Origin of the sequence: Pseudomonas guariconensis, from assembly GCF_900102675.1 — a bacterium.
GTDB lineage: Bacteria > Pseudomonadota > Gammaproteobacteria > Pseudomonadales > Pseudomonadaceae > Aquipseudomonas > Aquipseudomonas guariconensis.
The window spans coordinates 64,402-89,726 of sequence record NZ_FMYX01000003.1 but is presented as its reverse complement, the minus strand read 5'-3'; the positions used below and the strand labels follow the sequence as shown (position 1 = coordinate 89,726).

21 protein-coding genes, 2 tRNA genes and 1 pseudogene are annotated in these 25,325 nt (G+C 61.8%); 13 read left to right on the top strand and 11 right to left on the bottom strand.

What is annotated here, in order from left to right:
- The first annotated feature begins 54 nt into the window (after window positions 1–54).
- The 5 genes from BLS27_RS05735 to BLS27_RS05715 are packed head-to-tail and all read left to right on the top strand — an operon-like array spanning window position 55 to window position 4,134.
- Window positions 55–861 (top strand): alkaline phosphatase family protein, encoded by an 807-nt coding sequence (locus BLS27_RS05735; RefSeq protein WP_043206656.1) that lies wholly within the window; start codon window positions 55–57, stop codon window positions 859–861.
- Window positions 858–1,697 carry an ABC transporter permease gene (locus BLS27_RS05730; RefSeq protein ID WP_043206657.1) on the top strand — a complete coding sequence of 280 codons (840 nt, stop codon included), beginning with the start codon at window positions 858–860 and terminating at the stop codon, window positions 1,695–1,697. The genes BLS27_RS05735 and BLS27_RS05730 overlap by 4 nt, the downstream gene beginning before the upstream one ends.
- Window positions 1,687–2,478 carry an ABC transporter permease gene (locus BLS27_RS05725; RefSeq protein ID WP_043206658.1) on the top strand — a complete coding sequence of 264 codons (792 nt, stop codon included), beginning with the start codon at window positions 1,687–1,689 and terminating at the stop codon, window positions 2,476–2,478. Before BLS27_RS05730 ends, BLS27_RS05725 begins: the two co-directional genes overlap by 11 nt.
- Before the next feature lies 1 nt (window position 2,479).
- Entirely contained in the window at window positions 2,480–3,469 is a 990-nt protein-coding gene (locus BLS27_RS05720) for an ABC transporter ATP-binding protein (protein ID WP_043206660.1), read from the top strand.
- 11 nt (window positions 3,470–3,480) lie between these two features.
- Window positions 3,481–4,134 (top strand): HAD family hydrolase, encoded by a 654-nt coding sequence (locus tag BLS27_RS05715; protein ID WP_043206661.1) that lies wholly within the window; start codon window positions 3,481–3,483, stop codon window positions 4,132–4,134.
- 77 nt (window positions 4,135–4,211) lie between these two features.
- Here BLS27_RS05715 and BLS27_RS05710 read toward each other — a convergent pair whose 3' ends face one another.
- Complete coding sequence (locus tag BLS27_RS05710; protein WP_043206662.1) at window positions 4,212–5,174, bottom strand: NAD(P)H-quinone oxidoreductase; 963 nt, start codon at window positions 5,172–5,174, stop codon at window positions 4,212–4,214.
- Between the two features lie 142 nt (window positions 5,175–5,316).
- Here BLS27_RS05710 and BLS27_RS05705 point away from each other — a divergent pair, with 142 nt between their 5' ends.
- Both BLS27_RS05705 and BLS27_RS05700 read left to right on the top strand, forming a co-directional pair.
- Entirely contained in the window at window positions 5,317–7,398 is a 2,082-nt protein-coding gene (locus BLS27_RS05705) for a carboxy terminal-processing peptidase (RefSeq protein WP_167358065.1), read from the top strand.
- Between the two features lie 111 nt (window positions 7,399–7,509).
- Window positions 7,510–8,664: pseudogene (locus BLS27_RS05700) on the top strand (EAL domain-containing protein); the annotation flags it as partial.
- A gap of 28 nt (window positions 8,665–8,692) precedes the next feature.
- Here BLS27_RS05700 and BLS27_RS05695 read toward each other — a convergent pair.
- The 5 genes from BLS27_RS05695 to pcaQ form a co-directional block, all read right to left on the bottom strand.
- Window positions 8,693–9,061 carry a hypothetical protein gene (locus BLS27_RS05695; protein WP_043206664.1) on the bottom strand — a complete coding sequence of 123 codons (369 nt, stop codon included), beginning with the start codon at window positions 9,059–9,061 and terminating at the stop codon, window positions 8,693–8,695.
- Window positions 9,058–9,393: a helix-turn-helix domain-containing protein gene (locus tag BLS27_RS05690; RefSeq protein WP_070573015.1), complete on the bottom strand. Its 336-nt coding sequence runs from the start codon at window positions 9,391–9,393 to the stop codon at window positions 9,058–9,060. Before BLS27_RS05690 ends, BLS27_RS05695 begins: the two co-directional genes overlap by 4 nt.
- Window positions 9,394–9,543: 150 nt before the next feature.
- Window positions 9,544–9,984 (bottom strand): YkvA family protein, encoded by a 441-nt coding sequence (locus BLS27_RS05685; RefSeq protein WP_043206666.1) that lies wholly within the window; start codon window positions 9,982–9,984, stop codon window positions 9,544–9,546.
- 265 nt (window positions 9,985–10,249) lie between these two features.
- Window positions 10,250–10,996 (bottom strand): BamJ family beta-barrel-assembly machinery protein, encoded by a 747-nt coding sequence (gene bamJ, locus BLS27_RS05680; protein ID WP_043206667.1) that lies wholly within the window; start codon window positions 10,994–10,996, stop codon window positions 10,250–10,252.
- A gap of 205 nt (window positions 10,997–11,201) precedes the next feature.
- The gene (gene pcaQ, locus BLS27_RS05675) at window positions 11,202–12,134 is read right to left on the bottom strand and encodes a pca operon transcription factor PcaQ (protein WP_090344020.1); all 933 of its coding nucleotides are present in this window, start codon (window positions 12,132–12,134) and stop codon (window positions 11,202–11,204) included.
- A gap of 129 nt (window positions 12,135–12,263) precedes the next feature.
- Between pcaQ and map the strand changes: the two genes are divergently transcribed.
- Window positions 12,264–13,055, top strand: coding sequence for a type I methionyl aminopeptidase (map, locus tag BLS27_RS05670; protein WP_090343625.1), 792 nt, complete (start codon window positions 12,264–12,266; stop codon window positions 13,053–13,055).
- Window positions 13,056–13,206: 151 nt separating this feature from the next.
- On the opposite strand, the gene BLS27_RS05665 is transcribed toward map, so the two are convergent.
- Together BLS27_RS05665 and BLS27_RS05660 are read right to left on the bottom strand one after the other, a co-directional pair.
- A tRNA-Asp gene (locus tag BLS27_RS05665) sits at window positions 13,207–13,283 on the bottom strand.
- A gap of 16 nt (window positions 13,284–13,299) precedes the next feature.
- Window positions 13,300–13,375, bottom strand: a tRNA-Val gene (locus tag BLS27_RS05660).
- 206 nt (window positions 13,376–13,581) lie between these two features.
- Between BLS27_RS05660 and rdgC the strand changes: the two genes are divergently transcribed.
- Window positions 13,582–14,502 carry a recombination-associated protein RdgC gene (rdgC, locus tag BLS27_RS05655; protein WP_043215562.1) on the top strand — a complete coding sequence of 307 codons (921 nt, stop codon included), beginning with the start codon at window positions 13,582–13,584 and terminating at the stop codon, window positions 14,500–14,502.
- 230 nt (window positions 14,503–14,732) lie between these two features.
- The gene (gene sugE / locus BLS27_RS05650) at window positions 14,733–15,050 is read left to right on the top strand and encodes a quaternary ammonium compound efflux SMR transporter SugE (protein WP_043215559.1); all 318 of its coding nucleotides are present in this window, start codon (window positions 14,733–14,735) and stop codon (window positions 15,048–15,050) included.
- Between the two features lie 17 nt (window positions 15,051–15,067).
- On the opposite strand, the gene BLS27_RS05645 is transcribed toward sugE, so the two are convergent.
- The gene (locus BLS27_RS05645) at window positions 15,068–16,942 is read right to left on the bottom strand and encodes an MFS transporter (RefSeq protein ID WP_090343623.1); all 1,875 of its coding nucleotides are present in this window, start codon (window positions 16,940–16,942) and stop codon (window positions 15,068–15,070) included.
- A gap of 206 nt (window positions 16,943–17,148) precedes the next feature.
- On the opposite strand from BLS27_RS05645, the gene BLS27_RS05640 reads away from it, so the two are divergent.
- Window positions 17,149–18,339, top strand: a complete 1,191-nt coding sequence (locus BLS27_RS05640; RefSeq protein ID WP_090343621.1) for an MFS transporter — start codon at window positions 17,149–17,151, stop codon at window positions 18,337–18,339.
- Window positions 18,340–18,506: 167 nt separating this feature from the next.
- Window positions 18,507–21,983 (top strand): hybrid sensor histidine kinase/response regulator, encoded by a 3,477-nt coding sequence (locus BLS27_RS05635; protein ID WP_090343619.1) that lies wholly within the window; start codon window positions 18,507–18,509, stop codon window positions 21,981–21,983.
- Here the strand turns inward: BLS27_RS05635 and BLS27_RS05630 are convergent.
- Both BLS27_RS05630 and BLS27_RS05625 read right to left on the bottom strand, forming a co-directional pair.
- Window positions 21,955–23,340, bottom strand: a complete 1,386-nt coding sequence (locus BLS27_RS05630) for a DNA recombination protein RmuC (protein ID WP_167358073.1) — start codon at window positions 23,338–23,340, stop codon at window positions 21,955–21,957. The two genes, BLS27_RS05635 and BLS27_RS05630, sit on opposite strands and share 29 nt — an antisense overlap.
- A 244-nt stretch (window positions 23,341–23,584) precedes the next feature.
- The gene (locus tag BLS27_RS05625; protein WP_043215564.1) at window positions 23,585–24,004 is read right to left on the bottom strand and encodes a tetratricopeptide repeat protein; all 420 of its coding nucleotides are present in this window, start codon (window positions 24,002–24,004) and stop codon (window positions 23,585–23,587) included.
- 952 nt (window positions 24,005–24,956) lie between these two features.
- Here BLS27_RS05625 and BLS27_RS05620 point away from each other — a divergent pair.
- Window positions 24,957–25,181, top strand: coding sequence for a hypothetical protein (locus BLS27_RS05620; RefSeq protein ID WP_043215552.1), 225 nt, complete (start codon window positions 24,957–24,959; stop codon window positions 25,179–25,181).
- The last annotated feature ends 144 nt before the right edge of the window (window positions 25,182–25,325 follow it).

Genomic DNA, 25,325 nt, shown 5'->3' with positions numbered 1-25,325 from the left:
CTGCTTCTTCTTGTCGCTTGTAGCTTGCAGCTTGCAGCTCCACTGGGAGCCACCATGCAACACAACGTCATCCTGGTCCTGCTCGACGGCCTCAACCATCAGGTGGCCCACCACGCCATGGGTCATCTGCATGCCTATGTCGAGGCCGACCGTGCCGCCCTGTACCGCGTAGAGTGCGAGCTGCCATCGCTGTCACGCCCGCTGTACGAATGCATTCTCACCGGTGTCCCGCCCATCGACAGCGGCATCGTGCACAACAACATCAATCGTCTGTCCACCCAGCGCAGTGTCTTCCACTATGCCCGAGAAGCGGGCCTAGGGACCGCGGCGGCGGCATATCACTGGTTTAGCGAGCTGTACAACCGCTCGCCCTTCGACCCGTTGCGCGACCGTCACACCCACGCGCCGAAGCTGCCGATCCAACACGGCCTGTTCTACTACGCCGACCACTACCCTGACTCGCATTTGCTGGCCGATGCCGAATACCTGCGTCGGCGCCATGCGCCGAACTTCCTGCTGGTCCATCCGATGAACATCGATGACGCCGGGCACCGCCATGGCCTGGACAGCAGCCAGTACCGCAATGCCGCTCGCAGCGCCGACATCCTGCTGGCCGACTACCTACCGCTGTGGCTGCAGGAGGGCTATCAGGTGCTGGTGACCGCCGACCATGGCATGAACAACGACCGCTCGCACAATGGTTTGCTGGCCGAGGAGCGCGAAGTGCCGTTGTTCGTGTTCGGCGAGGCATTCAGCCTGGACCCTGCGGCCACGCCCCTGCAGACCGAATTGTGCGGCACGATCTGCGAGCTGCTCGGCGCGCCACATGACAAGCCAGTCTGCCGGGAGCTGCTCAAGTGAATGCCAGCCAACGTGGCCGCTACCTGGCCCTGCTCTGCCTGCTCCCGTTTGCCGTGTTCTTCATTGTTTTCCAGATCGCGCCCTTGGCCTGGGTGGCCATCAACAGCCTGCAGAGTGAAAGCGGCTGGGGACTTGCCAATTTCAGCAAGGTCTTCGCCTCGAAGTTCTACTTGCAGGCGCTGCAACGCAGTCTGGAAATCAGCTTCTGGTCGAGCCTGTTCGGCATCGTCATCGCGACCCTCGGCGCCTACTCCCTGCGCCAGGTGGATTCACGCTTGCGTGATTTCGTCAGTGCCTTCGCCAACATGACCAGTAACTTCGCTGGCGTACCGCTGGCCTTCGCCTTCATCATCCTGCTCGGCTTCAACGGCGCCCTGACCCTGCTGCTCAAGCAGGTGGGCCTGCTCGAGGATTTCAGTATCTATTCCAAGAGCGGCCTGATCCTGGTGTACACCTACTTCCAGATTCCCCTCGGCGTGCTGCTGCTCTACCCGGCTTTCGACGCCCTGCGGGAAGACTGGCGCGAGTCGGCAGCCCTGCTGGGTGCCAGTCATTGGCAGTTCTGGCGGCACATCGGCCTGCCGGTGCTGGCTCCGGCGTTGCTGGGCACGTTCGTGATTCTGCTGGCCAACGCTCTGGGCGCCTACGCCACCGTCTACGCCCTGACCACCGGCAACTTCAACGTACTGCCGATCCGCATCGCCGCCCTGGTGGCCGGTGACATCACCCTGGATCCGAACCTGGCCAGCGCCCTGGCCATGGTGCTGGTGGGGCTGATGACACTGGTCACCGTGGTCCATCAATGGCTGCTCAAGAGGAGCTACCATGCGCGCTGAACCTCGAACCAGCCTCTATCACCGGGTCGTGGTGTACCTGTTGTTCATCATCCTGCTGTTGCCGCTGGCCGGCACCCTGCTCTACTCCTTGGCCACCAGTTGGTCGGCGAGCCTGCTGCCCAGCGGCCTGACCTTCAAGTGGTACCTGGCGTTGTGGAGCGAGCCGCGCTTTCTCGCGGCCTTCGGCCAGTCGCTGCTGGTGTGCGTAGGTGCGCTGGTGCTATCGGTGGTGCTGATCCTGCCTTTGCTGTTCGTGGTGCATTACCACTTTCCGCGGCTGGACGCGCTGATGAATATCCTCATCCTCCTGCCGTTCGCCGTGCCACCGGTGGTGTCTTCGGTGGGCCTGCTGCAGCTGTATGGCAGCGGCCCGATGGCCATGGTCGGTACGCCTTGGATCCTGATCGGCTGCTATTTCACCATCGCCCTGCCCTTCATGTACCGGGCGATCACCAACAACTTGCAGGCGATCAACCTGCGCGACCTGATGGACGCCGCCCAACTGCTCGGTGCCAGCACCTGGCAGGCAGCGTTCCTGGTGGTGCTGCCGAACTTGCGCAAGGGCCTGATGGTGGCACTGCTGCTGTCGTTCTCCTTCCTGTTCGGCGAGTTCGTCTTCGCCAACCTGCTGGTGGGTACACGCTACGAGACCTTGCAGGTGTACCTGAACAACATGCGCAACAGCAGCGGCCATTTCAACAGTGCACTGGTAATCTCCTACTTCGCCTTCGTGCTGGTGCTGACCTGGGTCGCCAATCGCCTGAACAAGGACAAATCCTGACATGAGCTTCGTCAGCGTACAGAAACTGCACAAAAGCTATGCCGGCAGCCCGGTGTTCCACGACATCGACTGTCAGATCGAACGCGGCGAGTTCGTCACACTGCTGGGTCCATCCGGCTGCGGCAAGTCGACCCTGCTGCGTTGCATCGCCGGCCTCACCCCCGTGGACAGTGGCCGGATCCTGCTCGATGGCCAAGACCTGGTGCCCGTCAGCCCGCAGAAGCGCGGCATCGGCATGGTCTTCCAGAGCTACGCGCTGTTCCCCAACATGACCGTGGAGCAGAATGTCGCCTTCGGCCTGCGCATGCAGAAGACCAAGGCCGACGAGAGCAAGGCCCGGGTTCTCGAGGCTTTGGAGCTGGTGGAGCTGGGCAGTTTTGCCGGGCGCTATCCGCACCAGCTCTCCGGTGGTCAATGCCAGCGCGTGGCCCTGGCCCGATCGCTGGTGACCCGCCCTCGTCTGCTGTTGCTCGACGAACCACTGTCGGCCCTGGACGCGCGTATCCGCAAGCACCTGCGCGAGCAGATCCGCGCGATCCAGCGCGAGCTGGGGCTGACCACCATTTTCGTCACCCACGACCAGGAAGAAGCGCTGACGATGTCCGATCGAATCTTCCTGATGAACCAAGGACGCATTGTCCAGAGCGGCGATGCCGAAACCCTCTATACAGCACCCGTGGACCTGTTCGCCGCAGGTTTCATCGGCAACTACAACCTGCTCGACCCGGACGCCGCCAGCCGCCTGTTGCAACGCCCGGTGGCCGCCCGCCTGGCGATCCGCCCGGAAGCCATCAGCCTGCACCTGGACGGCGAGCTCGAAGGCCAGGTTCGCAGCCACAGCCTGCTGGGCAACGTCATCCGCTACCGGGTGCAGGTGCGTGGCGTGGAACTGGTGGTGGACGTACTCAACCGCTCATCGGCCGACCTGCATGCCGATGGCCAGCGGGTGTCCCTGTCGATCGACCCCACGGCGCTACGAGAAGTGGCCTAAGGAGAACAACAATGGCATTGGCAATATTCGATCTGGACGAAACCCTGATCCACGGTGACTGCGCCTCGCTGTGGAGCAAGCAGATGGCTCAGTTGGGCTGGGTCGACGGCAAGGAATTCCTGCGACGCGACCAGGAATTGATGGAAGCCTATGGCAAAGGCCACCTGCAGATGGAGGAGTACATGGCCTTCAGCCTGGAGCCGATAGCAGGACGTACCCTCGAGGAGGTCGAACACCTGATCGAGCCCTGGGTCGAAGACGTGATCGAACCGATCATCTTTGGCGACGCCTGCCGCTGCATCGCCGAACACCGCAAGCGTGGCGACCGCATCTTGATCATCTCCGCCTCGGGAACTCACCTGGTGGGACCGATCGCGGCGCGTCTGGGCGTGGACGAATACCTGGCCATCGAGCTGGAAGCGGTGAATGGCGTGTACACCGGCAAGACCCACGGCGTGCTGACCTACCGTGAAGGCAAGATCACCCGCCTGCTGGAGTGGCTGGACCAAGAGCAGGAGAACCTCGAAGGCGCCAGCTTCTATTCGGACTCGCGCAATGACCTGCCGCTGCTGCTGAAAGTCGACTACCCGCATGTGGTCAACCCGGACCCGGTGTTGCGTGAGCATGCGCAGATCAATGGGTGGCCGATCCTCAGCTGGAGCTGATTTTCAGCCTGTTCGCGGGTAAAAACGCTCCCACAACACCAGTGGGAGCGGCTTACCTGCGAACAGGCCAGCCCGGCTTACACCAAGGCAGGATCGATCACCAGCACCAGCTTGCCCGACACCTGGTTGCTCGCCAGCTCCGCAAATGCCGCCTCGGCAAAGGCCACCGGGTAGGTGTCCACCAGTTGCGGTGAAAGCCGACCTTCGCTGAACAGCGGCCACACCTGCTGGCCCAGGTCTCGCAGCAGTTCAGCCTTGAAGGTATCGTCACGGTTGCGCAGCGTGGAGCCTGTGACTTGCACCCGTTTGGCCAGCAGTTGCGCCAGGTCCAGCTCGGCCTTGCGCCCGCCCATCAGGCCGATGATCACCCAACGCCCGTCCCGGGCCAGTAGCTTGAGGTTGAGTGGCCCGTAGCTGGCCCCCACCGGATCGAGGATCGCATCGAACGGGCCGAAACCTTCCAGTGTTTCCAGATTCTCGTTGCGCACCACGCCACCGGCCGCCCCCAGCGCCTGGCAGTAGGCCAGACGATCCTGCGAGCCGACACTGACCCACACGGGGTTGCCGAACGCCTTGCACAGCTGGATCGCCGCCGAGCCCACTCCGCTGGCCCCGGCATGCACCAAGACCTTTTCACCGGCCCGCAGGCCCGCCAGCTGGAACAGGTTCAGCCATGCCGTGGCATACACCTCGGGGATCGCCGCCGCCTCGTGCAGGCTCAGGCCTTCGGGGACCGGCAGGACATGGCGGGCATCGACCACCACTTCTTCGGCCATGCCGCCACCTGCGAGCAATGCGCAAACCCGGTCGCCAACACGCCAGTCGGCGCCCGGGCCGACCTCCGCGATCACTCCCGCGCATTCCAGGCCAAGGTACGGGCTGGCACCGGGGGGCGGCGGGTACAAGCCTGCGCGCTGGAGCAGGTCGGCACGGTTGAGTCCCGCTGCAGCCACACGGATCCGGACCTGACCCGCATCACAGGCCGGGCGCTCGGCTTCTACCCAGGCCACATGTCCGTCAACGCCTTGCAATGCCTTCACAGTGCCTCCATAGTTGAGTCATGACTGAGCCCGGGATCGCCATGTCCCGGGCTTTTTGCAGTATGCGTCCGGCTCTCCTGGAGCCGGCGAACGGAAAAGACGGCCTACTATGCGTGATCAATTGCCTTTACGTCGAATCAGCATGAAGCATTTCCTGCCCAGCACAGCCCTCGCCCTCATGATCGGCCTCGGCAGTCTCACGCTCGGCGGCAATGCATCGGCCGCCAACAAGTGGGACAGCCTGCAACCTGACCGCGACGAGATCGTCGCCAGTCTCAACGTAGTGGAACTGCTCAAGCGCCACCACTACAGCAAGCCGCCACTGGACGACGCCCGTTCGATCATCATCTACGACAGCTACATCAAGCTGCTCGATCCTTCGCGCAGCTACTTCACCGCCGCCGACATCGCCCAGTTCGACAAGTGGAAGACCCAGTTCGACGACTTCCTCAAAAGCGGCAACCTGGAGCCTGGCTTCACCATCTACAAGCGCTACCTGGACCGCGTGAAATCGCGCCTGGACTTCGCGCTCGCGGAGCTGGACAAGGGCGTCGACAAAATGGACTTCACCACCCGCGAAACCTTGCTGGTCGACCGCAAGGATGCCCCGTGGATGAAGAACGAGGCCGAGCTCGACGACCTGTGGCGCAAGCGCGTCAAAGATGAAGTCTTGCGTCAGAAGATCGCAGGCAAAGATCCCAAGCAGATCCAGGAAACCCTGACCAAGCGCTACAAGAACCAACTTTCGCGCCTGGACCAGACCCGTGCCGAGGATATCTTCCAGGCCTACATCAATACCTTCGCCCAGTCGTACGATCCGCACACCAACTACCTGTCGCCAGATAACGCCGAAAACTTCGATATCAACATGAGCCTGTCGCTCGAAGGCATCGGCGCCGTGCTGCAAAGCGACAACGACCAGGTCAAGATCGTGCGCCTGGTACCAGCAGGCCCGGCAGCCAAGACCAAGCAGGTGGCACCTGCCGACAAGATCATCGGCGTGGCCCAAGGCAACAAGGAAATGGTCGACGTGGTCGGCTGGCGCCTTGACGAAGTGGTCAAGCTGATCCGCGGCCCGAAAGGCTCGGTGGTGCGCCTGGAGATCATCCCGGCCAGCAACGCGCCCAACGACCAGACCAGCAAGATCGTGTCGATCACCCGCGAGGCGGTGAAGCTCGAGGAGCAGGCCGCCAAGAAGTCGGTGCTCAAACTCAAGCAGGATGGGCGCGAGTACAAGCTGGGCATCATCGAGATTCCGGCCTTCTATCTGGACTTCAAGGCCTATCGCGCAGGCGATCCGGACTACAAGAGCACGACCCGCGACGTGAAGAAGCTGCTCACTGAGCTGCAGAAAGAAAAAGTCGACGGTGTGGTCATCGACCTTCGCAACAACGGTGGCGGCTCCCTGCAGGAAGCCACCGAGCTGACCAGCCTGTTCATCGAGAAAGGCCCGACGGTGCTGGTGCGCAACAGCGACGGCCGTGTCGACGTGCTCGAGGACGAAAATCCCGGCGCCTTCTACAAAGGCCCGCTGGCCCTGCTGGTCAACCGTCTCTCGGCGTCGGCCTCGGAAATCTTCGCCGGTGCCATGCAGGACTACCATCGCGCCTTGATCATCGGCGGCCAGACCTTCGGCAAAGGCACCGTACAGACCATCCAGCCGCTCAATCATGGCGAGCTGAAACTGACCTTGGCCAAGTTCTACCGGGTTTCCGGGCAGAGCACTCAACACCAAGGAGTGCTGCCGGACATCGACTACCCGTCGATCATCGACACCAAGGAAATCGGCGAAAGCGCCCTGCCCGAAGCCATGCCGTGGGATACCATCCGCCCTGTCGTGCGCCCGGCCGTGGACCCGTTCAAGCCGTTCCTGGCCGAGCTCAAGGCACGTCACGATGCGCGTAGCGCCAAGGATCCAGAGTTCGCCTATATCCGCGATCGCCTGGCCCTGACCCAGAAGCTGATGAACGAAAAGACCGTCAGCCTCAACGAGCAGGAGCGCCGCGCCCGCCACGACGAGATCGAAGCCAAGCAACTGGCACTGGAGAACATCCGTCGCAAAGCCAAGGGCGAAGAGCCACTCAAAGAGCTCAAGAAGGAAGACGAGGACGCCTTGCCCACCGAGGACGAGGACACCAAGCCGGAGGACGATGCCTACCTGTCCGAGACAGGGCGCATCCTGCTCGACTACCTGAGCCTCAATTCGCAGGTGGCCAAGCACTGAGAGCGTGATGGCAGAATAATGCGACCTGTCATCAAATAGTCATTCGGCTGTCGTGAAATAGAAGGGCCGGACGCGCAAGCGCCCGGCCCTTTTTCTTTCAGGAAGCAGTCCATGACCGTCGCCGAACAGCTCAGCGCATTGAGCGCCATCCTGGCTCAACGCAGCATCCACAGCCTGTTCCAGCCGATCATCTGTCTTTCCGAACGCCGCGTCCTTGGTTACGAGGCACTCAGTCGCGGCCCCTCCAACAGCCCGTTGCACGCGCCCCTGAACCTGTTCGCCATCGCCCATCAGGCCGGTCGCCTCACTGAACTGGAAGAAGCCTGCCGCGACAGTGCCTGCCGGCAGTTCTGCGACCAGGCACTGGAGGGCAAGCTGTTTCTCAACGTCTCACCCGAGTCGCTGCTCGAACCCAACTACCCCTCCGGTCGCACCCTCAAGCTATTGGAGCAAGTCGGGTTGCCGCCGAGCCGAGTGGTCATCGAGCTGACCGAACACACCCCGACCGACGATTTCCAGTTGTTGTCCAACGCTTTGCACCACTACCGCGACATGGGCTTCTCCATCGCCTTGGACGATTTGGGCGCAGGCTATTCCAGCCTGCGGCTGTGGTCGGAGCTGCGACCGGACTATGTGAAGATCGATCGGCATTTCATCGACGGTATCCACCTGGACTCGCTCAAGCGCGAATTCGTTGGTTCCATCCTGCAGATCGCCCGCGCCTCAAAGGCCCAAGTGATCGCCGAAGGCATCGAGCTGGCCGAAGAACTGACGGTACTTGGGGAAATGGGCGTGGATCTGGTTCAGGGCTATCTGCTCGGCCGCCCACAGGAGTATCCGCTACGCGAAGACTTCCAGCCGCTGTTGCAGAAGGACAGCGAGGCGCCTGCCGCCAGGGCCAGGCCTAACGATTTGCGCGCGTTGCTGATCGAGCAGCGGGCAGTGAAGGTTGATAGCGAGATTGAAGAGGTGCTCGATGCCTTCAAGGCCTGCGCCGGGGTCAATTCCCTGGCTGTGCTGGATGATCATGGCAGACCCTGCGGCCTTATCCATCGCCAGGACTTGTTGATCACTCCGGGCAAGGCGGTTGCGCAACTGATGAGCGTAGAGTTTCTGGCCATGGAGCGTCTGCACTCACTACGCCAGGCCAGCCGCCTGATCACCAGCCGGGTTCGCCAACGCCTCGATGAGGACTTCGTCATCACCCACAACGGCCGTTATCAGGGCATAGGACGCGTACTGGACCTGCTGAGGTTGATCACCGAGCAGACCGCAGCCTGAATGTGCTGCTGCGTCAGGCGTGTTCCGGATAGCTGTACTCGAACACCCGTACCACTTCGGAGGCATGCCAAGACGCCGCTTCCAGACCATCGACTGGCCCGGAGAAACGCCCCAGGCGCTCGACACACTCGAAAAAGCCGGTACGCGGTAGGCGGCTAGCACCTTGGCTGATCACCAACGAGCTGCGCAATGGCTGATCGGCACGGGCATCGAGGACAGCGAGGTACTCCAGGGCAGCGGTCAAGGTCTGCATGGCCGGGCTGGGAAGCTGCAGGCGTTCGATCAAGGCACGGTACGTGAGCAGGTGACGTTGACGCCGGGCCACATCCAGTTCGCCCAGCAGGCTCTCCCAATGCTGTCGGCTGATCCTGACCTGGCTCATGATGGCTCGCTCCAGCCCGCGATACCCAGATGCCAGGCCAGGCTGCGCAGGATCGCAGCGTCTGGTTGGCGCTCGCCGGACTCGATCATGCCCAGATAGGCCGGGCTGATACCGACATTGCGTGCCAGTTGTTCCGGCGCCAGCCCCTTGGCCTCACGCAATCGCGTCAAATCGCTCAACGATGCCAGGCTCGGCGCCTGGGCATCCACAGTGGCTTTTGGTTCAACGCTGGCAGGCGCCTGCCCGGCCGCCTTGAGCAACGCCTGATATTGCTCCCAGGGAACTACGGCGTACTCGGGTTGACCGTCCCGGCTGATGACCTGAATACCCATTACAACCCCCTTTACGTAGGATTACAGCATGTAATCCGTAGGCATAATCCTTATGCCAATTATATGTCCAAGCGCGGGCGTCTGTGCAGGTCGGGCAGATCAGCGTTTTGCATGACGAAATAGGTTCAGGCAAGGAATCCGGTGCCATCCTCAGGGGGCGCGACGCTCCAGGCGCAGGCTTTCAGGGGAATCCGGCAGCCGTTCCACCACCCTCAGCCGCTCGGGCGCCTGGCTGTCGCGCCAGGCCTTGAAGCGGTTCAACTCATCGGCCACGGTCTTGAGCACCCAGCCGAGCACGGCGATGTCATCAAGAAAACCAACGCCCACCAGCCAATCGGGAATGGCGTCCAGCGGGCTTACGAAATACAGCAGGCCAGCCACCACCGTGACCAGCGCCTTGGGGCTGATGGCCCGGTACTCACCACGCCACCACGCCAGGCACAGGGCCTGCAGCAGACGCACATCCTCACGCAATTGGCCCAGCTTCGGCCCCTTGCGCGCGACGGCGAACAACAAGGCTGGCAGACGGCCACGGCTGAGCAGACGCTCCGCCAAGGGCAGGAAGCGGGCAAAATTCCAGGGTGCGCTCATGAGGCCTCCATATCGGCAGGGAAGGTTATCCACATTTATTGTGGATAACCTTGTGAACAGGGTGCAGTTTCCGACGCGAGGCGCCCACTGGACAAGGGTCTCGCTCAGATCGGGCGTTTTTTACACAGTCGTTTCATAACCGCAAACGTTTTGCTACGAGGCTGCCCTACTCCTGCTACGACCGTACAGCCGCGCCGAGGTTCGCCTTCGTCAAACCCCAGAAACGACAACGCCCCGTCGAGACGGGGCGTTGTGAACAGCGCGATTACTTGGCAGGTGCTTCAGCTTCCGGAGCCTCGGCCTCGCCTTCTGCCTTGGACGGATCCTTGATACCGATCAGTTCCAGGTCGAACACCAGGACCGAGTTGGCCGGGATCAGCGGGCTCGGGCTCTGGGCGCCGTAAGCCAGGTCAGCCGGGATGTACAACTTGTACTTCTCGCCGACGTGCATCAGTTGCAGGCCTTCTACCCAGCCTGGGATCACACCGCTGACAGGCAGGTCGATCGGGCTGCCGCGCTCGACGGAGCTGTCGAAGACCTTGCCATCGATCAGCTTGCCTTCATAGTGGACAGTCACCACGTCGGTAGGCTTGGGCTGCGGGCCGTCGGCTTTCTTGACCACTTCATACTGCAGGCCCGACGCAGTGGTGACCACGCCTGGCTTCTTGGCGTTTTCTTCGAGGAATTTCTTGCCGGCGCTAGCCGCTTCCTCGCTGGCCTTGGCCAGGCGTTCTTCGGCGCGCTTCTGCAGCGCGGTGAACGCCTCGACCAACTCTTCGTCCTTGATGCGTTGCTCTTTCTTGGCAACCGCATCCTCGATACCGAGAGCTACTGCTTTGGAATCAAGGTCTTCCATGCCTTCCTGAGCCAGACTCTTGCCCATGTTCAGGCCGATACCGTAGGAGGCTTTCTGTGCCGGAGTCTTCAGCTCGACGCTGCTGGTCTGAGCGTCGCAGCCCGCCAGGACCAGGCCAACCAGGGCAACCGCAGCCGCCAAACGATGCTGTTTCATGCTAGTTCCTTGTTCATGCGCCATAAGGGCAATCAGGTAAAGCCGCGAGCTTAGCAGGCGGCCGTGACCAATGGCTACCGGCATGAGAGCAGGGAATGTCCGATAAGTTCACGGATATTTCCGATCAATTGAAGGTGTCATTGTCCCTACGTACGTCAGATTCGAGCTGCCCGTGCACCTCCGGCATGGCCAAAGGCCTGCACGCTCACGGATACAGGCCATCCCGGTACTGCCCTGCGACTTCACGCATCACCTCGCATACCCATTGTCCAGGCACACCCTGGGGCAACGCGGCATTACGACAGATACCCACCGAACCACCAGGCTCGCGTACACCGAGATCGAGCTCGACCAGCTCGCCACGCCCCAGGTCGATCAAGACCGCGTCACGCGGCGCCACCCAGACCGCATCGCTGCCGAGCAGGTAACGACGGCTCAAGGCCAAGGACAAGGTCTCCAGGCGCTGGGCTGGCATCTGGATCGCGCACTGCACGAACAAGCTGTCGGCGTGCTGGCGGATGGTCGTGCCCTGGGGCGGCAGGACCAGCGGGTAGTCGCCAACCCGCGCGCGTTCGACGGGGTGGCGCGCCAGCAAAGGATGGCCGGGCCGTACCACCAAACTCATCGACTCGCTGTATAAATGTTCGAAGGACAACCCCTGAATCTGGGGGCTGTCGGTCATACGCCCTACGACCAGCTCCAGCTCACCCAGACGCAACTGCCCAAGCAGCTGAGCACTGGCACCAGTCACCACTTCGATCACCAATGCCGAATGCCGCTGGTGTAGCCGGCAAAGCACCTCCGGCATGAGCAGGCTCTCGACCGTCGATAACACACCGATGCGCACCTGCGACGGCGCCCGCGCCTCGCCGCGCACACTTCCCACGCCTTCGCGTAGAGCGTGGACGCTGGGCCCGGCGTAACGCATGAACAAGGTGCCAGCTGCGGTCAGTTCGACGCCTTGCCGGGTGCGCTCGAACAGGCGGGTTTCGAGCAGCTCTTCGAGCTCGCGCAACGTCTTGGATATCGCCGGCTGGCTGATCGCCAATACATCGGCAGCCCTGGCCAGGCTACCCTGGCGGGCAATCTCCAGAAAACACAACAGATGGCGGTACTTGATGCGGGTATCGAGGTTCATGCCCGGCAGCTTGCAGCTTCGGGCCTCGCGCTTCAAGCACCTGTTCGCCCTCCCTAGCAAGCGGTGGCGCATGTATCGTCCGTAGGGCTATTCTGGCGACTCTTTGCCATTGTGATCCTAGCCTTGCCCATGTCCCAAGTGATCTTCAAGACCCCGGCCCAACTCGACCTCATGCGCCGGGCAGGTCAACTGCTGGCCCAGGTGTTCGCTGACCTGGACAGCTTCATTCGCCCTGGCGTGACCACCCTGCAGATCAACGACCGCGCCGAGGCCTTCATCGTCCAGACGCTCAAAGCGCGGCCGGCGAGCAAGGGGCAGTACGGCTTTCCCTATGCGCTGAACACCTCCGTGGACCATGTGGTGTGCCATGGCATGCCAAAGGCCGATGAAGTGCTTAGGGTGGGGTCGATCATCAACGTCGACATCACACTGGAACAGGGCGGCTATATTGCCGACTCATCGAAAATGTACTGTCTCGGCCAGATCAGCGATGACGCCCGGCGCCTGGTGGATACCACCTATGCGGCGCTCTGGAAAGGCATCGCCCAGGTACGCCCCGGCGCAACCCTCGGCGATATCGGCCATGCCATCCAGGTTCATGCCGAGGCGGCAGGCTACAGCGTGGTCCGGGAGTACTGCGGCCATGGTATCGGCCAGCAAATGCACGAAGGCCCTGAAGTGCTGCACTTCGGCCAGCCGGGCATGGGCATGAAACTCAAGCCTGGCATGGTCTTTACCATCGAACCGATGATCAACCAGGGTGGGCGTGGTACGCGTACATTGCGCGATGGCTGGACCGTGATTACCCGCGATCATTCGCTGTCGGCCCAGTGGGAACATACCGTGGCCGTGACAGAGACTGGCGTGGAAGTGCTGACGCTGCGCGAGGAAGAAAAGGCCTGGGCAACCGCGATGGCTTGACCGGGAAGGGGCGTAAGGGGCGCCCCCAATCACGATGCCGAGCGCCAACGCTCGCGAAGCCTGGATGAGAAGAGCAGAAACAAAAAAAGCGACCCTAAGGTCGCTTTTTTTGTGGCTTCCGGGTGTTCAGTGGGCCCTGGAAGCTGGAATATGGCGCAGCGGACGGGACTCGAACCCGCGACCCCCGGCGTGACAGGCCGGTATTCTAACCGACTGAACTACCGCTGCGCTAAACATCGAGAAGTGGTGGGTGATGACGGGATCGAACCGCCGACCCTCTGCTTGTAAGGCAGATGCTCTCCCGGCTGAGCTAATCACCCAACGTCTCGGTGTGGCGCGCATTCTACGGAGGACCTGCCACCCTGGCAAGCACTTTTTTAAAAAAATTTTTCAGATCTTTCAAAGACCTAGCACAACCAGGCTTTTCCTTATGAATAAGTGTCTGGTGGCCCTCTGACAGGGTTGGCCTGTGACCGCCCCTCGGAGAATAATGCCCGCCTTATGCATTAAGGAGAGATTCCCCCTCATGTGGTTCAAGAACCTGCTGACCTACCGCCTGACCCAGGACATCCCGTTCGAACCCGAGGCGCTGGAAGCCGCCTTGGCCAGCAAGCCGGCCCGCCCTTGTGCCAGCCAGGAGCTGACCACCTACGGTTTCGTCGCCCCATTCGGCAAGGGCGAGGATGCTCCTCTGGTGCACGTCAGCGGTGACTTCCTGCTGATCGCCGCGCGCAAGGAAGAGCGCATCCTGCCAAGCAGCGTGGTCAACGATGCGGTCAAGGAAAAGATCGAGGAGATCGAGACCGAACAGATGCGCAAGGTCTACAAGAAGGAGCGCGACCAGATCAAGGACGACATCATCCAATCGTTCCTGCCCCGTGCCTTCATCCGCCGTTCGATGATCTTCGCCGCCATCGCCCCGCGCCTAGGCCTGATCCTGGTCAATTCGGCCAGCGCCAAGCGCGCTGAAGACCTGCTGTCGACCCTGCGTGAAGTCATGGGTTCGCTGCCGGTGCGTCCGGTCACCGTGAAGATCGCCCCGAGCGCGACAATGACCGACTGGGTCAAGTCTCAAGCACCTGCACCAGACTTCTTCGTCCTGGACGAGTGCGAGCTGCGCGATACCCACGAGGACGGCGGCATCGTTCGTTGCAAGCGTCAGGATCTGGCCAGCGAAGAGATCCAGCTCCATCTGGGCACCGGCAAGGTAGTCACCCAGTTGGCCTTGGCCTGGCAGGACAAGCTGTCGTTCGTGCTCGACGACAAGACCGTGATCAAGCGCCTGAAATTCGAGGAGTTGCTGCAAGAGCAAGCCGAGCAGGATGGAGGGGAAGAAGCTCAGCAACAGTTCGATGCCAGCTTCACCCTGATGATGATGACCTTCACCGAGTTCTTGCCAGCGCTGTTCGAAGCCCTGGGTGGCGAGGAGATCCCGCAGGGGGTCTAAGAGCGGTCACAAGCTGCAAGAAGAAAGTCAAAAGCGACAGCGCGGTGCGGCCAGCACCGTGCTGCTTCACTTAAGGCTTGGAGCTTGAAGCTGCGACACCGTGAGTCCGTCGGACTTGCCCTGTTTTCTGGAAATGGGCAGTATAGTGCGCACTGTGAGGACGACCTCACGACGCTCTGCGTGATCATTCAGGGGGACGGCCCCATCCTTAACAACGATGGAGACCCACCATGTCCTGGATCATCCTGTTCTTCGCTGGCCTGTTCGAAGTCGGCTGGGCCGTAGGCCTGAAGTACACCGACGGTTTCACCCGTCCACTCCCCACCGCACTGACTGTTGCCGCCATGGCCGTGAGCTTGGGCCTGCTGGGTCTGGCCATGAAGGAGCTGCCGCTGGGCACGGCGTATGCCGTATGGACCGGCGTCGGCGCCGTCGGCACCGTCATCGCTGGCATCATCCTGTTCGGCGAATCCATGGCGATCATGCGCCTAATCAGTGTTGCACTGATCATCGCTGGCCTGATCGGCCTGAAGGTCAGCACTAGCTGACCTTGCGCCCTCATCACTCAACGCACATCGCCACGCAGGGCACTGACCTTCTCGCGTAGTGCATTGGGCTGCGCCGCCTCCACAGGGATGGCGGCGCCAGCCACCAACGTCACCCTCGACCAAAGACGCTTGAAAAAGCCCTTGTTCGGATCGCGGCTGAAGAAGCTGCCCCAGAGCCCTTGCAAGGCCAGCGGAATCACCGGCACGGGTGTTTCCTGCAGGATGCGGCTCACCCCTCCCTTGAATACATCTATCTCGCCATCGGCGCTCAGCTTTCCTTCAGGGAAGATGCAGACCAGTTCGCCATCGGCCAGGTACTCGGCAATTCGCGCAAAGGCGCGCTCATAGGTGGCCTCGTCTTCGCTGCGTCCGGCGATGGGGATGGCCCCGGCGGTGCGGAACACGAAATTGAGCACCGGGAGATTATAGATCTTGTAGTACATGACAAAGCGTATCGGCCTGCGAATGGCGCCGCCGATGAGCAGTGCATCGACGAAAGACACATGGTTGCACACCAGCAACGCCGGGCCTTCATCGGGGATGCACTGCAGGTCCCGATGTTCGACGCGGTACATGGAGTGGCTGAGCAGCCAGATCAGGAAACGCATGGTGAATTCGGGCACGATGCGGAAGATATAGGCGTTGACCGCGACGTTGAGCAACGACACCACCAGAAACAGCTGAGGGATACTCAGTTTTGCCACGCTCAACAGCACGATGGTGATGATCGCCGAGACCACCATGAACAGCGCATTTAGGATGTTGTTGGCAGCGATCACCCGGGCCCGCTGGTCTTCGGGCGTACGCGCCTGGATCAAGGCGTACAGCGGCACGATATAGAAGCCACCGAACACCCCCAGGCCCACGATCGAAAGCAGGATCCACCAAGCCTGGCCCATGCCAAGCAGCGCCAGCCAGTCATGGGGCACCTCCCCTGCCGGCACATCGCCCGAGTGCCACCACCACAGCAGGCCGAACAGGGTCAGGCCGAAGGAGCCGAACGGCACCAGGCCGATCTCCACCTTGCGCCCGCTCAACCGCTCACAGAGCAGCGACCCCAAGGCGATACCCACCGAGAACAACGTCAGCACCAGCGTCACCACGGTCTCATCGCCGTGCAACCAATCCTTCGCATAGGCCGGGATCTGGGTCAGGTAAATGGCGCCGACGAACCAGAACCAGGAGTTGCCGACGATCGAGCGCGACACCGCTGGCGTTTGCCCCAGCCCCAGGCGCAAGGTGGCCCAGGATTGCTTGAAGATGTTCCAGTCCAGCTTCATCTGCGGGGCAGCGGCGGCCGCCCGAGGGATCCAGCGGCTGGCCAGGTAGCCGAGCACCGCGGTGCCGACCACTCCCCCTGCGACCACCGCAGCATAACTGCCAGAGGACATCATCACCCCAGCCCCGATGGTTCCGGCCAGGATCGCCAGGAAGGTGCCCATTTCCACCAGGCCATTTCCGCCGACCAGTTCCTCTTCACGCAAAGCCTGGGGCAGGATCGAGTACTTCACCGGGCCGAACAGCGCCGAATGGGTGCCCATCGCGAACAACGCCAGCAACATCAGGTGCAGGTGTCCGGTGACAAATCCGGTCGCGCCAATGGCCATGATGACGATCTCTGCCAACTTGATCGCGCGGATCAACGCATCCTTGGCGAACTTCTCGCCGAACTGCCCGGCCAGTGCCGAGAACAGAAAGAACGGCAGGATGAACAGCAGCGCGCAGAGATTGACCCAAATCGAGCGATCGCCCTCCAGGCTGAGCTTGTACAAGATCGCCAGGATCAGCGACTGTTTGAACAGATTGTCGTTGAAGGCACCCAACGACTGGGTAATGAAGAACGGCAGAAAACGCCGCTTGCCGAGCAGGGTGAATTGCGAGGGGTGACTCATCGTCCGTGTACCTGATTGGGCTTTTTCATTGGAGGCACGCACAGCGCGAGAAGCCACAAATCTGCATGGGAATGGGGCTCGCTGGCAACCGGAAGAATGCGTGCGGCTATTTGCGACCGCCACGCCCTCCTCCACCGGACACACGACAAACCGTGTGCCTGTCCTTATGCTTGGCCACTGGCACTACTCGACAACAAGGATGTCCGATGCTCGCCGCCCTCCATCGCTACCCCACCCCTGTGCGCCTACTGCTTGCGATCACGTTCGCACTGACCTTGGCCCGGGCGATCACCCTGCCTTACCTGGTGGTTTACCTGGCGGACAACTTCCAGTTGCCGGTCAGCCACATCGGGCTGCTGATCGGCGGCGCGCTGATCCTGGCGTCATTGCTGAGCCTGTATGGCGGACATCTGGTCGACACCCTGAGCAACTATGCCCTGCTGATCGGCGCCATGCTGACGTTCGCCCTGGCCTTCGTCGGCGCCATCGCCAGCCGCTGGGCCGCATTGTTCTTCCTGTGCCTGGTGCTGATCAACCTGGCCCTGGCGGTGGTCGACATCGCCGCCAAGGCAGGCTTTTGCACATTACTGCCAGTGTCCGAGCGGGCCGAGGTATTCGCCATAAAGTACACCTTGAGCAACATCGCCTATGCAGCAGGCCCTCTGCTCGGGGTGGCCCTGCTCGAGCTGAATGATCACCTGCCTTTTGTAATGTCCGCAGCGATCGGCTTGGGCATGGCCCTTTTGTACCAGCGCCTGGGCGAGCGACAACTGAAGATAAGCGAGCCACGCCAGCCCGGCGCCGGCTTTGCCCAGGTCGGTCTGCAACTGGCGCGGGACCGTCGGCTGGTGTGTTTCACCCTAGGCGGCGTGCTCAGTGCCGTGGTGTTCGGGCAGTTCACCGCCTACCTCTCCCAATACCTGGTGGTCACCGCCAGCGCCAGCGAGGCAGCGAGGTTGGTGGGGTACCTTGTGACCACCAACGCCACCACGGTGATCGCACTGCAGTACCTGGTGGGCCGCCGCATCGACCGCCAGCGCCTGATGCCTTGGCTGATGGCCGGCATGACACTGTTCGTTCTCGGTCTGCTGGGCTTTTCCCTGGCAGGCTCGGTCATGGCCTGGTGCCTGGCGATGCTGGTGTTCACCTTGGGCGAGATCATCGTGATTCCGGCCGAATACATGTTCATCGACCTGATCGCGCCGGAGCACCTGCGCGGGGTCTATTATGGCGCGCAGAACCTCTCCAACCTCGGCGCGGCCCTGGGACCTGTGCTCGTCGGATTCGCCCTGGGGCTGATGGTGCCGGTGGCGATCTTCTACCTGCTGGTGTTGTCGGTGATACTGGCGGCAGGGTTCTATTACCTGGGGACAAGGGGTGCGATGGAGCGGCCATGACGCCTTAATACGCCCCCTGCTGCGCCAAGCCGGCGCCGACAGGGTCGTGACAAAGCCCAGGCCTGCGGCGTCCTGCCACTGCGACCATCGTCTGCGCTGACGAACCCCAGACTGCGTGCCAGACTGATTGATCGGGACCGCGTTTCCTTTTTTGCTCCGGAGTTTGCATGTCGTTGTCCAGTGGGCTGATCGCCGTGGTCGCCCTGGCCTATATGGCCATCATGTTCGCCATCGCCTTCTATGGCGACCGTCGCAGCACGCCATTGCCGCCACGCCTGCGCGCCTGGGTGTACAGCCTGTCGCTGGCGGTGTACTGCACAAGCTGGACCTTCTTCGGCGCGGTCGGCCAGGCTGCCGAACAGCTCTGGGCGTTCCTGCCCATCTATCTGGGGCCTGTGCTGCTGCTGGTCTTCGCGCCCTGGGTGGTGCAGAAGATGGTGCTGATCAGCAAGCAAGAGAACATTACCTCGATTGCCGACTTCATCGCTGCACGTTACGGCAAGTCGCAGTCGCTGGCGGTGGTGGTGGCGCTGATCTGCCTGGTCGGCGTGCTGCCTTACATCGCCTTGCAGCTCAAGGGCATCGTGCTCGGTGTCAATCTGCTGATCGGTGCCAACGCTGACGCCACTGGCCCCCGAGTGCAGGACACCGCACTGGTGATTTCGCTAGTGCTGGCATTGTTCGCCATCGTCTTCGGCACGCGCAGCCTTGACGTCACCGAACACCACCGGGGGATGGTCCTGGCGATTGCCTTCGAATCTCTGGTCAAGCTGCTGGCCTTCCTCGCCGTTGGCGCGTTCGTCGTGTTCAATCTGTACGACGGCTTCGATGATCTGTTCACTCAGGCGCGACAGTCGGTGCATCTGGAAACCTACTGGCAGGAAACCGTCAACTGGCCTTCGATGGTGGTGCAGACTGCCGTGGCGATGATGGCCATCATCTGCCTACCCCGCCAGTTCCATGTCACTGTGGTGGAAAACATCGAGCCCCAGGACATGCGCATGGCCCGCTGGGTGTTCCCCCTGTACCTGGCCCTGGCCGCGCTGTTCGTGGTACCGATCGCCCTGGCCGGGCAGATGTTGCTGCCAGGCACGGTGATCTCCGACTCCTTCGTCATCAGCCTGCCCTTGGCCGAGGCCCACCCGAGCCTGGCATTGCTGGCGTTCATCGGCGGTGCATCGGCCGCCACCGGCATGGTCATCGTCGAGGCGGTGGCCTTGTCGACCATGGTATCCAACGACATGCTGTTGCCGTGGCTGCTGCGTCGCAAGAACGCCGAACGGCCGTTCGAGGCGTTCCGCCACTGGATGCTCTCGGTGCGCCGAGTGACCATCGTCGCCATTCTCCTGCTGGCCTATGTCAGCTACCGTCTGCTGGGTTCCACCGCGAGCCTGGCGACCATCGGCCAGATCGCCTTCGCCGCCGTAACCCAATTGACGCCAGCCATGCTGGGGGCGCTGTATTGGAAGCAGGCCAACCGCCGCGGCGTATTCGCAGGCCTCGCGGCCGGGATATTCCTATGGTTCTACACCCTGGTGCTGCCGATCGCCGCCCACAGCCTGGGATGGTCGCTGCAACTGTTCCCCGGCCTTGCCTGGCTGCACGGCAACCCGCTGAACCTGCCGATCACCCCACTGACCCAGGGTGTGGTGCTGTCCCTGGCGGGTAATTTCATCCTGTTCGCCTGGGTCTCGATCCTGTCGCGCACACGCGTCTCGGAGCACTGGCAGGCAGGCCGCTTCATCGGTCAACAGAGCAGCGCCAGGCCCAGCAACCGGTCGCTGCTGGCGGTACAGATCGACGATCTGCTCAAGCTGGCTGCGCGCTTTGTGGGCGAAGAGCGGGCGCGACAGAGCTTCATTCGTTTCGCCTATCGCCAGGGCAAGGGCTTCAACCCCAACCAGAACGCCGACGGCGACTGGATCGAGCACACCGAGCGGCTGTTGGCGGGTGTGCTTGGCACCTCTTCGACCCGCGCAGTGGTCAAGGCGGCCATCGAAGGCCGAGAGATGCAGCTTGAAGACGTGGTGCGCATCGCCGACGAAGCCAGCGAGGTGCTGCAGTTCAACCGCGCCCTGCTGCAAGGCGCCATCGAGAACATCAACCAGGGCATCAGCGTGGTAGACCAGAACCTGCACTTGGTGGCCTGGAACCGCCGCTACCTGGAGTTGTTCAACTACCCCGACGGGCTGATCAGCGTGGGTCGGCCGATCGCCGACATCATCCGCTACAACGCCGAACGCGGCCTGTGCGGCCCTGGCGAGGCGCAGGTGCATGTCGCACGCCGTCTGCACTGGATGCGCCAGGGCCGAGCACACACCTCCGAGCGGTTGTTCCCCAATGGCCGGGTCATCGAGTTGATCGGCAACCCCATGCCAGGCGGGGGCTTTGTCATGAGCTTCACCGACATCACGCCCTTCCGCGAAGCCGAACAGGCGCTCAAGGATGCCAACGAAAGCCTGGAGCAACGGGTAGCCGAACGGACCCAAGAACTCTCCCAGCTCAACCAGGCGTTAACGGAAGCCAAGAGCCGTGCCGAAGCGGTCAGTCAGTCCAAGACCCGCTTCCTGGCCGCGGTCAGCCATGACCTGATGCAGCCGCTCAATGCTGCGCGGCTGTTCTCCGCCGCCCTGTCGCAACAGACTGAAGGCATGAACGAAGAGGCCCGGCAACTGGTGCAGCACATGGACAGCTCTCTGCGCTCGGCGGAGGAACTGATCAGCGACCTGCTGGACATCTCACGGCTGGAAAACGGCAAGATCACGCCCGATCCCAAGCCGTTCGCCCTCAACGAACTGTTCGATACCCTGGGTACCGAATTCAAGGTGCTGGCGGCGGAGAAGGGGTTGGAGTTCCGCCTGCGGGGCAGCCGGCTGCGGGTCGAGAGCGACATGAAACTACTGCGACGGGTCTTGCAGAACTTCCTGACCAACGCCCTACGATACGGCAAGAGTCCGCTGCTGCTCGGCGTGCGCCGCCAGGGCGAGCGCCTGTGGCTGGAGGTCTGGGATCGAGGCCCGGGTATCGCCGACGACAAGTTGCAGGTGATCTTTCAAGAATTCAAGCGCCTGGACAGCCACCAGACCCGCGCTGAAAAAGGCCTGGGCCTGGGCCTGGCGATCGCCGATGGCCTGTGCCGGGTGCTGGGGCATCCACTGCAAGTGCGCTCCTGGCCAGGCAAGGGCAGTGTCTTCAGGGTCAGCGTGCCGATCGCCCGGGCCCCGGCGCCCGAGACCCGCGCGCCCGTGGAACAGGTCAGCCAGCCCCTGGCCGGCTTGCAGGTGCTGTGCGTGGACAACGAAGACAGCATTCTCCTGGGCATGAACAGCCTGCTCAGCCGCTGGGGCTGCCAGGTCTGGACAGCGCGCAACCGCGAGGAATGCGAAGCGTTGCTGGCCCAAGGCATGCGCCCGCACCTGGCGCTGGTGGATTTCCACTTGGACGATGGCGAGACCGGTACCGAGCTGATGGCCTGGCTACGCACCCGCCTGGGCGAGCCGGTGCCTGGCGTGGTGATCAGCGCGGACGGGCGCAACGAAACCATCGCCATGGTGCACGCCGCCGGCCTCGATTACCTGGCCAAACCAGTCAAGCCGGCGGCCTTGCGCGCCTTGCTCAATCGCCATCTGAGCCTTGTTCAGTAAGCGCTTCGCCAGCCGGCACGCCCTCGGCAAGCGCCCGCTCGAGCAATTCGCCCGGCAGACTTTTGCTGGCCCGGGCGCCAAGCAGCTTGAGTTGCTCGCTGCGGCTGACCAGGTTGCCGCGACCTTCGCACAGTTTGTTGCGCGCAGCGGCATAGGCCTTGTCCACCTGCTGCAGGCGACTGCCCAGCTCGTCCAGGTCCTGGATGAACAAGACGAACTTGTCGTATAGCCACCCGGCTCGCTCGGCGATTTCCCGCGCATTCTGGCTCTGGCGCTCCTGCTTCCACAGGCTGTCTATGACCCGCAAAGTCGCCAGCAAGGTGGTCGGGCTGACAATCACGATCTGCCGATCGAAGGCTTCCTGGAACAGGTTGGGCTCGGCCTGCAAGGCTGCCGAGAACGCCGCTTCTATGGGCACGAACAGCAGGACGAAATCCAGGCTGTGCAAACCGTCCAAACGATTGTAATCCTTGCTCGATAGCCCTTTGACATGACTGCGCAGGGATTGAACGTGCTGCTTGAGGGCAGCCTGGGCGCGTTCGGCATCGGTGTCAGCCACAAACTGTTGGTAGGCCGTGAGGCTGACCTTGGCATCGACCACGACCTGTTTGTTGCCTGGCAGCATGATCAGCACATCGGGCTGGTAACGCTCCCCGTCGGCACTCTTGAGGCTGACCTGGGTTTGGTACTCCCGCCCCTTCTCCAGCCCCGCATGCTCCAGCACCCGCTCGAGAATCAGCTCCCCCCAGTTGCCCTGGGTCTTCTGGCCCTTCAAGGCCTGAGTCAGGTTCGTGGCTTCATCCGACAGGCGCAAGTTGAGCTGCTGTAGGCGCTCGAGCTCCTTGCCCAGGGAAAAGCGCTCGCGCGCCTCTTGCTGGTAGCTTTCCTCAACGCGCTTCTCAAACGCCTGGATGCGTTCCTTGAGTGGGTCGAGCAACTGGCCCAGGTGCTGCTGGCTGGTCTGGGTGAAACGTTGTTCACGCTCATCGAAGATCTTGGTAGCCATCTCGGCGAACTGGGCACGCAAGGTATCGCGCGCCTCCTGCAGGTCTTCGAGACGCTGTTGGTGACTTTCCTGCTGTTCCCGAAGCTCTGCCTCCAGGCGTGCGGCCTGGGCCTCCAGGCGACGCTGCTCGGCTTCCCGATTGGCCCGCTCGAGCTGCCAGGCGTGGGCGGCATCACGGGCGTTGTCGCGATCGATCTGCAATAACTCGAGTTCTCGGGCCTGGGCCGCCAAAGTGGTCTGCTTGACCACGTTCGCCTCGCTCAGGTCGCTGATCTCATCACGGCAAGCCTCCAGTTGCGCTTGCAGACCTTCGTGGGCAAGTTGGGCGCTGGATAGGCGCTCTTGCACCAACGCCAGCTCCGATTGCCTGGCCGACAGTTGTCGCTGCAACTGCAATGCCCAACCCAGGCAAGGGACGGCTGCGGCGACGAGGCCCAGCAGGATACTGGCAAGATCCACTGCCATAGCGACTCCAATCGATGTTCGACAATGCCGTGAGCTTACCAGTTGATGCTTTGGGTGGCTTTACCGCTCCTGCCACAAGGGTAAAGCCTGCTCCATCGCGGGCGTAGCAGGACTCTCCTGCGATAGGCACTCAAACCGGAAGCAGCTGTCGGAGCAACCGCCGCGCCTCTTGCGACCCCTGCCCTGCCGCCAACTCCAACCAATAACGGGCCTGCTCCGGCTCGCTGGCCTGACACAGGCGACCATATTCGAGTTGCGCACGACGATCGCCCGCGCGCGCAGCCTGGCGCAACAGGTCATGACCGATGCGCCGGTCGCGGGCATTGCCGCACTCCCGGCAAAGCATCTGCCCCAGGCGGCTCTGGGCCACTACCACACCCTGGCGCGCGGGTTGCTTTAACAGGCGGCCGGCCAGGTGCTTGACGTGCGTCTTGTCCCCCAGGCGTGGACTGTCGAGCAGCCACAGGGCGACTTTCAAGGAAAAGCGCTTGGAATAAGGCTCTGACGAAGAGACAGGGGGACTGGCGAGGTGTTTACCGCGAAACTTCATGACCAACAGCGAAGGCAACTCGAGAGGCGCGCCACTGTACTCTTTTTTTATTCGGATGACCCGGTGCTTTTGGGGCGAAGTAAAAAAAATTTCTACGATCTTTTCTTGACGTTTTTTGAAGCCATGGTATCGCTTCTGGGCTGCCTCATGATTGTCGGACAATTCGAAAAACAGCTGGCACGCCCGTCCTAGAGCAAGCGCTCGGGACAATCCACAGAAGCTGTGGATAACTCGGTGGACAACCCCCCCGACGTGGCCGCAAAGCCCCATGAAATGGGGCTTTTGGTCAAACTGTCGATTTTTTCACCAGCAAAAATTAGTGTTTTTTTTCATTGACTTAAGCGCACAGTCAAGTCATTGGCGAGGCTCCCGTAGGCTGTTGCCAAGTTGTTACAAGTCGTTGTCAGTGTGTGCACAAGTGAGCGATTTACAGCCATTTGGATGCCACCGGTGTAGGCATCGTCCCCACGGCCGGTCTGCGCCCCACTTCACAGTCAGTCAATTAAACGCCATACTGCTCGGCTCGCCTGGTAAAACACGAAATCGCTTGCCAGGTACAGATGTTTAGGGTAGGGTGCTCACCGTTAGTACCCAGCTGAAAGTCAATTCTGGCCAACAGTGTCCTTGCAGTGCCTCGCTCGACCCAACGAGTAGCCATTGCTGAAACCAGGACCGGCCCTTTCGATGATTCCCAGACAGCCCCGCTGCTCCATCACGAATCACGTAACAGATTGATCGGGATTTTTCACCCAGAGGCCTCGAACCTTGGCCCTGGCGTGCCTTGCCCGCCTTCTGATGTACCTACCAGTCAGCCCAGCGCCCACATTTGCTTGCGCCTCCTCTGGCTGCCCTGTTCCAGTCAGGTTCTTCGTCCCTTAATAAAGGCGTCACTGGAACGTTTCTAAGATGCACGGATCGAACCCCGTGTTAAATGCAGGAACATCCAAACAATATGAATACTCATCATCAGATCCAATCCGCCATCGGCACCCTGTCCCAGGCCTTCGCACCCTTGAAGTGCCTCATCGTCGCACCTCGCAAGGGCAGCTTCAGTTTCACTCTGGTCGACGAGCATGGCGTCGCATGCCATACCGAACGCCTGTACCCTGAGCAGTACAACCGCAGCGCGCCGCTGCAGGCCATCATCGAGCGCACTCGCCAGTCGTTGGCCGCGTGAACGACATATACCCATGTATTCACACGCTCGGTAACCCCTTCGCTTGCCAGCCTGATCGTTCTTGGCGTAATTGCTACAAGGCATATACGCCGGGGCGTCCGGCAGCAATCGATTTAAAAACAGCCCTTTACACCACGATTATCA